General features: G+C 43.7%; 12 protein-coding genes and 1 pseudogene. 6 read left to right on the top strand and 7 right to left on the bottom strand.

From position 1 onward, the window contains the following. The 3 genes and pseudogenes from V3S16_RS16705 to V3S16_RS16695 all read right to left on the bottom strand — a co-directional run. Nucleotides 1–340 (bottom strand): annotated as a pseudogene (locus V3S16_RS16705) (dihydrodipicolinate reductase); the annotation flags it as partial. Between the two features lie 215 nt (nucleotides 341–555). Beyond that, complete coding sequence (locus V3S16_RS16700) at nucleotides 556–2316, bottom strand: sugar phosphate nucleotidyltransferase (RefSeq protein ID WP_413887003.1); 1761 nt, start codon at nucleotides 2314–2316, stop codon at nucleotides 556–558. A 300-nt stretch (nucleotides 2317–2616) separates the two neighbouring features. Then, nucleotides 2617–5250 (bottom strand): 1-acyl-sn-glycerol-3-phosphate acyltransferase, encoded by a 2634-nt coding sequence (locus V3S16_RS16695; RefSeq protein ID WP_413887001.1) that lies wholly within the window; start codon nucleotides 5248–5250, stop codon nucleotides 2617–2619. Between the two features lie 389 nt (nucleotides 5251–5639). On the opposite strand from V3S16_RS16695, the gene V3S16_RS16690 reads away from it, so the two are divergent. Then, a complete protein-coding gene (locus V3S16_RS16690) occupies nucleotides 5640–5924 on the top strand; it encodes a hypothetical protein (protein WP_413886999.1) in 285 nt (94 codons plus the stop codon). Nucleotides 5925–5999: 75 nt separating this feature from the next. Here the strand turns inward: V3S16_RS16690 and V3S16_RS16685 are convergent, their stop codons facing one another. Continuing rightward, a complete protein-coding gene (locus tag V3S16_RS16685) occupies nucleotides 6000–6674 on the bottom strand; it encodes a ribonuclease HI (protein WP_413886997.1) in 675 nt (224 codons plus the stop codon). Between the two features lie 193 nt (nucleotides 6675–6867). Beyond that, a complete protein-coding gene (locus V3S16_RS16680) occupies nucleotides 6868–8043 on the bottom strand; it encodes an exo-beta-N-acetylmuramidase NamZ domain-containing protein (RefSeq protein ID WP_413886995.1) in 1176 nt (391 codons plus the stop codon). A 532-nt stretch (nucleotides 8044–8575) separates the two neighbouring features. On the opposite strand from V3S16_RS16680, the gene V3S16_RS16675 reads away from it, so the two are divergent. Continuing rightward, nucleotides 8576–8833: a hypothetical protein gene (locus tag V3S16_RS16675; RefSeq protein ID WP_413886993.1), complete on the top strand. Its 258-nt coding sequence runs from the start codon at nucleotides 8576–8578 to the stop codon at nucleotides 8831–8833. Between the two features lie 10 nt (nucleotides 8834–8843). Here the strand turns inward: V3S16_RS16675 and V3S16_RS16670 are convergent, their stop codons facing one another. Together V3S16_RS16670 and V3S16_RS16665 are read right to left on the bottom strand one after the other, a co-directional pair. Continuing rightward, on the bottom strand, nucleotides 8844–9287 hold the full coding sequence (locus tag V3S16_RS16670) for a type II toxin-antitoxin system VapC family toxin (protein WP_413886991.1): 444 nt from the start codon (nucleotides 9285–9287) through the stop codon (nucleotides 8844–8846). Further along, the gene (locus tag V3S16_RS16665; protein ID WP_413886989.1) at nucleotides 9280–9570 is read right to left on the bottom strand and encodes a type II toxin-antitoxin system Phd/YefM family antitoxin; all 291 of its coding nucleotides are present in this window, start codon (nucleotides 9568–9570) and stop codon (nucleotides 9280–9282) included. The genes V3S16_RS16670 and V3S16_RS16665 overlap by 8 nt, the downstream gene beginning before the upstream one ends. A gap of 699 nt (nucleotides 9571–10269) precedes the next feature. Here V3S16_RS16665 and V3S16_RS16660 point away from each other — a divergent pair. From V3S16_RS16660 to V3S16_RS16645, 4 genes are all read left to right on the top strand, one after another. After that, on the top strand, nucleotides 10270–10524 hold the full coding sequence (locus V3S16_RS16660; RefSeq protein ID WP_413886987.1) for an AbrB/MazE/SpoVT family DNA-binding domain-containing protein: 255 nt from the start codon (nucleotides 10270–10272) through the stop codon (nucleotides 10522–10524). Next, the gene (locus V3S16_RS16655; protein WP_413886985.1) at nucleotides 10521–10937 is read left to right on the top strand and encodes a type II toxin-antitoxin system VapC family toxin; all 417 of its coding nucleotides are present in this window, start codon (nucleotides 10521–10523) and stop codon (nucleotides 10935–10937) included. The genes V3S16_RS16660 and V3S16_RS16655 overlap by 4 nt, the downstream gene beginning before the upstream one ends. A gap of 200 nt (nucleotides 10938–11137) precedes the next feature. After that, nucleotides 11138–11371, top strand: a complete 234-nt coding sequence (locus tag V3S16_RS16650) for a type II toxin-antitoxin system Phd/YefM family antitoxin (protein WP_413886983.1) — start codon at nucleotides 11138–11140, stop codon at nucleotides 11369–11371. Then, complete coding sequence (locus V3S16_RS16645) at nucleotides 11368–11763, top strand: type II toxin-antitoxin system VapC family toxin (protein WP_413886981.1); 396 nt, start codon at nucleotides 11368–11370, stop codon at nucleotides 11761–11763. The genes V3S16_RS16650 and V3S16_RS16645 overlap by 4 nt, the downstream gene beginning before the upstream one ends. Nucleotides 11764–11921 lie beyond the last annotated feature (158 nt).

Genomic DNA, 11921 nt, shown 5'->3' with positions numbered 1-11921 from the left:
CTGCCAAGAGGTCCCTGTCACCGCCGGTGGTACCCATGACAAAGGGCAAATTATGCTTGCAATAAAACTCGGCATTGCTGTTGACCGCCGGAGGGAGACTAAAATCCACACTGATAAATGGGCCGCTGTTTTCTTTGATGGCGCTAATGGCCTGATTTCTGTCCTGCGGTTGAATCAGAGTGAAGGCAACAGAATCAATGGTCGTTTCGGTTGCAGTGATTTCGGGACCGGTCAGCGATTGGGAGATCAACTCAAACCGGTTGTCGTTGAGCGTGTGTTGAACAACATTTGAGGCCATATTGCCGGGCAGGCCGTTGACCATAACTTTTATCGGGTTCATTTTGTACCTCCAAATTTGATGGATCCATAGTATTAGAATTCATCGCGTTTTAGGTTTAAAGTGATATTTTTTTCTGCCACTAAGGCACCCAGGCAGGAAGACAAAAAATCGAATATTTCCTTTGTGTCTTGGTGACTTCGCGGCAAATGTTTTTTGGTTTCATAATGCTTTCATATAGCATATACCAGAAACGCCGTGTTCTTACAAATCAGAGTTTATACCTTATCAACAACGGCCTTAAGGTTGTGAAGTTCCGAGTTCTTGAAAATGGCAAGGTTATGCTTCAATGACCGTACAGCTTTGGGGATGTATTTTTCAAAATAGGTTTGGCCCTTAATACGACTCAAATAAGCGAAGGCCCCCAGAATCTGAAGGTTTCTTGTTACAGCGCAGAATTTATAACCAAGGCGGAATTTTTCCGGATCAATATGAATTAAAGCTGAAAGCTTTTCCACACAGTAATCGAGAAGCTGCTTTTGCACAGGGTAGGGGAGTTCAACATAGGGGTCGATCAGCAGTGATGCCAGATCATACTGAATCGGTCCGGAGCGCCCACCCTGGAAATCAATAAAGTAAAATTGATTGTTGTTAACCATAATATTGCGGGACTGCAGGTCCCTGTGCATAAAACCGTTGACTGCAAATTCAAGGGCATTGTCCGCCAGGTACATAAAATCGTCTTTAAGATTTTCAAAATTAAAGTTCATTCCCAGGTATTTGTTTAAAAAGGCTTCAACAAAATAGCGGCATTCCTTATCGAGAATAAGGTCCCGGCTATATTTTTCAGTTTGATACGTCCACGCCGGATCAAAGCCTTGGGCGCCGTCAACAGACTGTTTTAAGACAAGATCGATAACCGCTTTGTAGTTAGAGACGATCCGGTGCGGGTTTTCAGTATTTTGGATGAAATTCTGAAAGTTGGTATCCCCCAGATCTTGCAGAAAAACCAGACCGGAAAACGTATCAGCCAAATAGATCCTTGGAACCGGTATGTCTTTGTCATGCAGATGCCTGCCGATCAACACAAACGCATCGGCTTGGCTGGTTGTGCTTTTTGGCCGGATGCCGTGGTCCACCATCACCAGGGATCGATTTTTCAAATTTAGGCGGTACCAGTTGCGGTCTGAGCCGTCTCCCTTGATTTGACGGCAGTGAATGTTGTTGTTCAGGGGACCCGAAAAGGCCTGCTGAAAAGCCTTGGGCGCCATTTTATCAAAAGTGGTTTCCTGGTACCTTGGCGGCGTTCCGATATCTTTCCAGTAACAGTTCTTTGAAATAAAAGCACATATTTTGCCGGTTGATGATATCAGTTGTGTGTATAGGTCGATGATGCTTGAAAATTCTTTGTCAGGGATCAAATCGAGAATTTCCGGATTGACAACATGTATTCCGGTAAAGGCGAGAGTTCTGGCCTGGTTGCCGCAGGCCTGGTCTTTGTGATCTTTCTTCTTTTCCTTCAGCCGGGAGTTTGCAGAGATAAAGGCCGGCTTGGGGGATGGCGCGGAAGTAAAACTCTGATCGAGAAAACCTTTAACAAGACCTTTCTCATCAATCGATACGGTGTTGAACTCCGGGTCGTCATGCAGGACCAGTGTTACCGGATGGGGATGATTCAAATGGAAATCATAGACATTTTTCAAGTCTATATCCGTAATAATGTCGCTGTTGATGACCATAAAGGGGCTGTCATCCCAGAAGTCGGCGACATTTTTTATGGCACCGCCGGTACCTAAGATTATGGGTTCGTGGCGGGTCAGTACCGGAATCGTATATTCCTGCGATGCGATGAAGTCATCGATTTGTTGATGCAGGTGATGGGTGTTGATAATAATCGCTTGGCAGCCGGCCTGCTGCAAAGCGTGAATGATGATATCCAGCAGCGGGCGCCCGGCAATGGGAAATAGCGATTTGGGCAGGTTTGCAGTAAAGGGCAGGAGCCTTGTTCCAAAACCTGCCGCAAGGATTAATGCTTTCATTATTTAAAAACCGTTTTAAGTGTTAGGTTTTAAGTTTTAAGTGTCTGTTAAAACATTAATTTATGTTTACCTAAAACCTAAATCTTAAAACTAAATTGATCGGTTATAGGTTCAGGGTTCTAGGTTCAAAGGTTATAACATCCTGACATTACTTAACGTTACAACTCAATGTCAGGATTGGTCTCTTGCACCCATTGGGTGAAAACTGCTTGCCGCCTCTATTGAGGCGTAACTCTTTTGAATTGAGCCTGTTAGGGCTCATCAACCCGGAACCTTGAACGTTGAACCGCTCAACCTAGATCAGAGATAATTATTATATCTCTGGATTGCATCGGCATAGTATTCAATCTTTTCATAATCATCCGAACCTTTGACACCGTTGGTGGTGAAGAAATCTACGCCGTTGCAGTAATTGATTCTGGAAAGTGCTTCTTTGCGTTCAATTTCCTTTTGTTTATACATACGCTGTCCGATGGCATCAATTTTTTTCAGACGGTCTTTTGGTTTAATGGAATTTTGAGAGTGTTGCTTGAAAAAGTCTAATGCAATCCAGTAAGATTCAAAATAGGTTTTCAGGAAACTTGCAAAAAATTTGAGTTTTCGAAAACCTGAAGAGGTAAGATTGTAAGTGTCCGGCAGGACGGGATGGGGCATCAGGATGGCGTCGTCTATGAAATATTTCAGATTTTTACGGACATAGTCTTCCGGAGTGCGGTCAACGTCATAAGCAAATTCATATTTAAAAAAATACTGAAGGAATTTGTAGTCGGCATGCAGATCAGAGGCTGAAAACTGAAACGCATCTTTAACCAGGATTGAAAGTGCGGTAATTGCCGCCGGTACAAAGAAGGTGATACAGTTATTTTTATAATATTCAAGGTTGGACCGTTTGTTTTCATTTACTTTAAAAAGACCATCCGTAGGTGGGGACTCTTTATCTCTGGTGATACGCTCGATAAATTTCCTTTGAACATAAGTGTCCAGGGTATTTTCGACGGCATGCACATGATCGAAGAGAAGTGTGTCGGCCAGTGTGGCTTCGCAGGCATACAAATGATTCATATATGTATCAACATGCGACATTAGATGCGCATAAGTAAAACTTTGCTTGGAGCAGTTCATAACAGCGGCTGCCACCAGGGCATGCGGCGTAACAACCGAAACCCGGTTTATGGCGTTGGTGATTCTGTACCCCAGATTACGGCAAAGAACATTAAGCTCCTTGGGCGGCATTTTCTCTATGGGCGTACCATACTGCTGCAAAACGCTTTTAATAGAGATGGGATCATGAAACTGGACATAGATCCTGCCGTACCTTTTTTTCAAAAATTTTCGGGCTTTGATAATTTGCAAAAGGCTTTCGGGTTGTTTTTGCTCCCCTTCAATTTCATTAAGATATGAGCTTTCCTCCAGGACCCTGTCGTATCCTATGAAAATCGGTACAAAGATCATATTTTCACAGGCCTTGTTTTTATAAGCGTCGAGAAGGATTGAGAGCAATCCCAGTTTGGGTAGAATTAATTTGCCGGTTCGGCTGCGCCCGCCTTCAATAAAAAATTCTATGTTAAACCCTTCCTTCAGCAGGGTGTGAATGTATTCTGTAAACACTTTTGAATACAATACTGCTCCTCGAAAGGTTCGCCTGATGAAAAAGGCGCCCGCTCCTCTGAACAGCGGTCCCAGGGGCCAGAAAGAAAGGTTTTTCCCCGCAGCCACAAGTGGACACGGCATATTGTTATGGTACAGCAGATAAGATAATATCAGGTAATCGATATGGCTCTTGTGGCATGGCACTAAAATTAGCGGTCCTTTTTGCGACATGCTTTTAACTTTGTTGAGCTCTTCTTTATTGACCGTAACCCCGGTAAACATGGTCTTTAAGAACCATGTTATCACGACTGAATATATTTTTATCAAGACCACATTATAATTGGCGGCAATTTCATCAATAAAGGCATCTGCCTTTTTGTGCACTTGCTGCAAGGGGATATCGCGTGTTTTTGAATGCTGCGCCATGAACTTTTGAAGGCGTTCTTTTGTGAGGATATTTTGTTTCAGCTCTTCCCTGGTTTTAAGGACCGGCCCCGTAATGGTCTGGCGATGTCGATTGATTTGACGAAGCAGGTCGCGCCTCAGGGCCAGGGCTTGATATTCAATATCTCTGGCCTGGTTTTCGGGTTGCTTAAGAAAGGTCTTCAGATTAAACGGTTCTGAAACCTCCACGAAAACCTTGCCGGAATTTTTGAGCAGTATTATCAGACGCCTGAGTTTGCCCGGATTCTCTTTAGTCCCAAACAGGGCGTCGATTATGCTGGGGGTAGACTTTTGGGGGTTTTTATCAAAGAAGATAGGTTGAGGAACAATAAATATGGGACGGTCGATCGCTTGCTGGACTTCTATAAGATAGCGGAGCGGATCTGGTTTGGCTTTTACAAATCTACGATGAAAACCCTTTTTTTCCACCAGTGAAAGCAGCGCCGTTCGTCCACCGATTAGTTCCTTGCGAATATATCCGTTGCGATAAGGATCCGGAAACGACAGGTTGGAGAAAAAATAATCGAGATGCGCCAGAAAAACCTTAAAAAGGTGTGACAGCGGCTGCCAGATAAGAATGTTATAGTCAAAGCCCAGTTGAGGATATGGCAGGCCTTCCTGCTTATAGCGCGTGTAAAAAAAGAGGTAATTAAAATAGCTTTTGTGTTTGTAGGTATAAACAATAATACCTTCTTTTTGAAGAACTTTAAGTTTCCGGGTCTGTTCTTTGGAAACTGTTACGCCGGAAAAGAAGGTTTTGAGCATAAATGATGACAAAAAACCGATATCTTCCGGCAGCCGGCATAGATAATGATCGTGGGTATTCTGAAGGACGGAATTTATCCTTGCTTTTAGTTTTATCCTAAGATGCGCTAACTTTAATTTAATCCATGCTGTCATGACGTTTATCCAAGGTCGCTTAGCCATCTATAGTTGACGGCGTCGTAAAAAGTCGAATTTATCAAAAGTGTAATTTAACAAATCTTAATTTTGATTGCAATCATTCATTTTCCGGCGCTGATTATTATAAAAAAAGAAAGTGAATCCACGTTATTATATATTTAAAGAGGCTAATTCAGCATTCGTGTTGAATTTACTTTAAAATATGCCCATATCGAGAAAATTAAGCTTGCGTTACAAAATTTGTTATGCTATTTCATAGATTCTTATTCAGGAAAGGTTCTCCATGATGTTTTTTTCGCCGGTATAAAACAGCTATAACGGCTTTAGATGTAATTCTATAAAAATTTATAGCAAAATTAAATTTAATTAAAGGAGGATGGGTTTATATGAAAACTTTAATTGGTGGGGCGGTAGCAGCTGTTTTGGGTCTCATTGGCATGTCAGTATGGTGGAAACCTTTTTTGCAGCTTTTAGCCGGTGCTATCCCGGTTACCCTGCTGCTTGGAGGTGGATTGGCGCTTTATCTGGGCTTTGACGAGCTCAAAGATACCTGGAAGAAAGATGAACCATCTTTTGATACTCCGGTAACTTCTGATGATTCTGAAAAATACAAACAGGAAATCGACGATCTCAAAAAAGAGATTGAGACGCTGAAGACAGAAAAAGCCTAACTAGAAGCGCTTTACGTAAAATTATAAACTTTAAGCCTGCAAAACAAGCGCCCCGTCCAATTTGAGGCGGGGTGCTTATTTATTTGCGGCCGAAGTTGCCAGTAAGTCCGCCTTTTCGTTGCCCTCGATACCAGCATGCCCTTTTACCTTGATGATTTTCAGATCCTTGAACTTTGCAATCGTTTTTCTAATGGATCTTACCATCTCCGTATTTTTCTTTGCCTTCCATCCTAATGTCAGAACACCGTAGGCATAGCTGCTGTCGGTGAAGACGCGTACCGGCAGATCGGTATTTTTTAGTTCCAGCAGCCCGGCTCGAATGGCTTCAAGCTCTGCAATATTATTAGTTGCCATACCGATATTACGCGATATCTCTTTTTGGTGTTTCCCATACAGCAGGAAAACGCCGATTCCGGAAGGGCCGGGATTCCCGCAAGATGCTCCATCAGTATAAATACATACGGCACCATCGTATGCGGTGGCATCGAAGGTTTCCGTCTCTTGAGCGCTTTTCGTTTTAGGAGGCTTTTTTGCAGATTTTTTCTTGGAAGGAACTTTGGTTTCAGGTTGGGATGATTCAATCGATGTTACTTTATTTTGATGGACCCAGTATTCGTAATCCTGATCCAGCTGGTATTTGATCAATACCTTGTTGTTTTTGACAACCGGTTTTCCACTCTGATCGGTTGCCAGCCAGACCTTGTTCTCCTTAAAACGCATCCGCTTCCATTTTGGTTGGTCATTTGTCATTGGTCACTTGCCATTCGTCATTTATCAAAAAGGTTATTCTCCCGATTAGTTGATGCAAAGGGTTCAAGGGTTCAAGGGGTAGAGTGCTTTTTTTCTAACGATTCTTAAGCATATCCCTCGAACCCCTGAAGCCCTGAACCCCTGAACCCTGAACCCCTGAACCCTGAACCCTGAACCCTGAACCCGTGAACGGTTACGTATAAAGATGATATTTCCGGCTCAGTTCTATGAATGCATTCAAATCGCTCTGCCAGGATGCTTCGATATCATTGATGTCGTCAAAATTCTCAAGACGCTTGCGGATATCCTTGTCGCCGATGATAAGGTCAATGGGATTGCGGTCGAATTCATATTCATAAGGCCCAGACTTCCACTCGAAGCGGTCGCGATGATGAAATCTGACCGCCTGAATCAGTTTCAGGGTAGTAATATACGGTTTGAATTTGTACGGGTCGGTGATGTGTATCTGAAACCCCTGGCACAGCGTACGTGCCCATTTGTTGGAAGTAGGCTCAAAAGCCGCCGGTCTTAAAACTGCGCCGGGCAGCCGGCCTTCTTCCAGCACCGCAAGTATCGGTTTTATATCGATATAGGGTGCGCCGAACAATTCGAACGGCTGGGTGGTCCCCCTTCCCTCGGAGACGTTGGTCCCTTCCCACAACACCTGGCCGGGATAAACCACGGCGGTTGCCGGTGTCGGCAGATTAGGCGACGGTGCGATCCAGGGCAGGCCGGTATCGGTGAAATACATAGCCCGGTTCCAGCCTTGCATAGCAATAACTTCAAGATCGCACCCGATGCCGTATTCATCGTTGAACAGGCCGGCAAGCTCGCCGATGGTCAGTCCGTGGCGCATGGGTATGGGATAGCGTCCCACGAAAGAAGCGCATGCGGCCGTCAGGCAGTTGCCTTCGACCATGCTGCCGTTGATGGGATTGGGCCGATCCAGAACCAGAACTTTTTTGCCGAACCTTTGGGCGGCTTCAAGGCAGTATGACATTGTGTAAATGAAGGTGTAAACGCGAGTTCCGGCATCCTGGAGATCAACGATAAGGGTGTCGATGGGCTCGAACATGGTTTTATCGGGAATGCGGGTGCGGCCGTAAAGGCTGTAAACAGGAATATCTAAAACCGGGTCGATCATATCGTCCGATTCGATCATGTTGTCCTGTTTATCGGCAAAAAATCCGTGCTGGGGAGCATACAAGGCCTTGAGTTGTCCCGGGAGTTGTCGATTGATCAGTTCGCGGGCATGGCCAAAATTTCTGTCCACCGCAGCATGATTGCACAAAAGCCCTAAGCGATGGCCGGATAACCATGCGGGGGGTGCTTCGACAAAATTCTCAAGCCCGGTCTTAACACGCGCCATGTTAAAATCTTTTTCCTTAGTTGAAAATTTGAGATTTTTGTGGCAAAAAAATTATAACGCCACTTGATGACTTTCGGATTTTACATCATGGTAAAAAATACATGAGGATATATTGCTGGTCAAGGCATATATTTAGTAAAGAAAAGACCACAAACAAAATAAAACTGCCGTAAATGGCAAATACTTGCATCAACTCCGGCGGACCGAATTTCTTCCCGACCAGCCAGGTAATGCCCAAAAGGATACAAATATCCAGGGCTTTCTGGCCGATATTAAATAATGGTGCGTTTTGTCTGAGGATGTTCAGGGGTTCAGGGGTTCAGGGGTTCAGCCGCCTGCGCTGAAGCTGAACGTGAGATCGGCTTGAAAGTTAATGCCGAAGTCGAGCATGCAACTTGAGATAAAGCGATTTTTAAGGAAGACCGGCCTGACGCCATAAATTGGCTTGATTTTGGGCAAATTTATTGATTTTTGGGCAAATTTATTGATAAAGATGAATGAGTAAAAAATCGTAAAAAAGGAGTCATAAGTTATGCAGCAAAATATATCACAAAAAAATGTAAGGCTTAATATTCAGATCCCTTTTGAACTTAAAAATAAACTTTCACGTATATCTGCGTTGGAAGGTAAAAAGGTTTCTGCTTTGGTTCGCGAATCAATTGAGGTCAAAATAGAACAAATTGAAAAAAAAATATTTGAGGAAAAGATGAAGCGTGCGTATATAGATCTGGCGCAAGAGAATAAGGAAATTTCTCAAGATTTCAAATATGTTGATGCCGAAAACCTTTAATGAGGTAAACTTATGGCTGTCCCAAAAGTCTTTCTGTGCCAAATCCCTCTGCCCGAGCTGCTTTTTGAAGGCGTAGGTCGAAAGTAGCCAAGGTTAATTCCGGAATTTCAGATTGTAGACGTTTTGACGTGGAAAGGTGCCACAGGTCAGCCCCACGCAAAGACCATTTCTCTGATAGGCTCTTTTGAGTCTCCCATTCCGGCGAGGCTGTAAGGCGGCGCCAGGGGCCTTGCTCCAGCATTTCATAGCTCACCGACACTAAAGGATCAGAGAGAATCCGATCCTTTTTCATGCGGGCGATAACCGCACAAACTTCTGAATATGCAAGCGTGGAGATAAAATGGACGCCCTCAACCTCTGCCCATGCTATTGCTCTTTCACTGTGGCTGTCTTTAAAAAGCGTCGATAAAATGGCAGAAGCGTCCCAGTAAATTACCTGTAAATCGTTAGGCACTGTTTCGATCCTCTTTCAGGATACTTTGGGCAATGTTATTTGGAACCGGGATAGGGGAAGGAAGTTTTTTCCGTTTTTTTTGAGAAAGCGTTTCTAAAACGCCCATATCCTCAAGATTTTTAATTCGGGCAGAAAGAGGCAGATCTTGTGGATCGATTGGAACAATTTTCCCAACCGGTCGTCCCCTGTCCGTTAAAATAACCTCTGCTCCGTTGCGAACCATCTTTATATATTTGCTCAGGTGGATTTTGGCATCTCGAATGCCAACGCGGGTTAATTGCATAAATACCTCCTAAGGTAACCATTGTAACCACTTAGCGATGTAATTATTGTAACCACATAAATGGGGAGTGTCAAGGTCAAACTGAAAACACAATCAAGTCTATCCCTGGCCCAGACCTGGATTTGCAAGTTTGCATCTTTGGGTCTGGCTTATATATTTTACAGCATCCTTAGTATGTTCTATGGAAGTCGCGCTCTCCGAGGCGTAGGCTCATGTCTCTACGAGCCGGAGGCCAGGGCGGGCCTGTTATCCTGTCAAAGATAGCTGAACTGTTACAATTATACTTATATAGTGTGCCTATATTTTGCCCGCAGGGCTGGTGGCTAAAGAATATTCCTGTGGTCCTCCGATCTCTGACCTCCGTCTTTTCCTAACCCCAATTATTTTGAATGTCCTTTCATCACTCATTTTTTAATCTGCGCTAATCTGCGTAATCTGTGGACCCTTTCATCACCCATACTTTATTTAATCTGTGGAAATCTGCGCCTGCCCCGTGCAATTCACGTCAGTGACAGCGAAGCGTATTTCACTGGGGTAATCTGTGGATCTCCGATCTCTGACCTCTGTCTTTTCCTGCCCCCAACTCTTTGCAACTCTTTACTCTCATTCTGATATTTGGCCTTGACAGGATTCAGCGGAATGTTATCCTTACCATAAGGTAAGGATTTTTATCAACACACAAGACTATGAGGTGAAAAAATGATAACCGGTACAATATCCTCAAAAGGCCAAATCACAATACCCAAAAAAATCAGAGAGTTGCTTAAGGTGGGAACCTCTGACAAGCTTGTTTTCATCCCTCTTGAGGAAGGCAAAGTTATGATTACCAGCAAACAAAACCCGGCAGCCCTGCTTTTCGGTATGCTGAAACACCGGAGTCCGGCAAGACCTGTTTCCTTGGAAAAAATGGACTCTGCAATACGGAGAAAGCGTGCAAAAAGGGGCCCGCAATGATCGCTCTCGATACCAACGCCCTGGTCCGAATGCTGATTGAAGACGATGAGAACCAGGCTGAGATAGTTCAACAAGTTGTTGCGTCAGCCGAAAAGAATTCTGTGCAAATAATTATCTTATCAGAGGTTCTCATAGAAACAGTGTGGGTTCTAGAATCAGTCTATCGATGCACAAGAGAGGATATCTCTCAATTTTTGGATAACCTTATTTCCACCTCAACTTTTACCTTTCCGGATTCCGCTGTTATCCGCGATGTTGCTAAGCAATATAAGAAAGGAGGAGACTTCGCAGACCTCTTAATCGTTGCCCAAGCCAGGAAATGCCAGGCAAAAAAGTTCTTCAGTTTTGACAAGAATCTTCAGAAGATATTTCCTCATTATGTGGTCGAAAAGCTCAACCAAGCTGATCTATAAGGTTTTTTACAGATGAAGCCTTGAAACAATTGAGAGCAACCAAATTTATTCCAATAAAAAACCCGGCCTCTGCGGGGGCAAATGGGTGACCCCATTTCCATTTTTAGGATGTTTTCCACTTGACAGGTGTAATGACCATGGTATACTGACCATGGTCATTATGGTATTATATCTCAAATATATTTAATTGGAGTCTCGACATGGACAATGTAATATCGAAATCGAAATTCAAACCTCATGCCTTGAAGTATTTTCGTTATGTAGAAGAGACAGGCAAAGAATTAATCATCACTGACCACGGTAAACCGACCTTAAAAATTGTACCGTTTTCAGAAGATCCTTTGGAATCCCTAAAAGCGCTCCGAAATTCAGTGATCAAGTACGAAGATCCGACCGCACCTGTAGGATTGGAAGACTGGGAGTCTTTAAAATGATTATCCTGGACACTCACACTTGGCTCTGGTGGGTAAGCAATCCTGAAAACCTTTCTCTGCCTGCAAGAAAAATAATTGACAGTACTGTAGAGAATGATGAAATTTTGATCTCATCCATAAGCGCCTGGGAGGTCGCCCTACTGGTAGCCAAAAGACGTTTACAACTTACAATAGAGGTAAGTGACTGGATTGCCAAATCAGAAAGATTGCCGTTTGTTAAATTCATCCCAATTGACAACGCTATTGCCGTTAAATCTGTTTCCTTGCAAAAGCCCTTTCACAGCGACCCTGCGGATCGCATTATCGTTGCTACCGCTACCACAATTGGAGCATCCTTAGTCACGAAAGATGAAAGAATATTAAACTACCCACATGTTGAAACGATCTGGTAGGTAATCGGCGCCCAATTTTTTAATCCACAGATTTCGCAGATTACACAGATTACAATGAATACGCGATTAAGGTTGCGGAATCTGTCGGGTTAAATTCCCCGCAGCTTGCTGCGTTAAGATAGAAAATATCATTTGTTGATACCCCGTGGCTTGCCGCG

This window comes from Candidatus Desulfatibia sp., from assembly GCF_036446775.1.
Taxonomy (GTDB): domain Bacteria; phylum Desulfobacterota; class Desulfobacteria; order Desulfobacterales; family UBA11574; genus Desulfatibia_A.
Note: the sequence above shows the minus strand (reverse complement) of the source record. Positions and strands in the feature narration are given on the sequence as shown.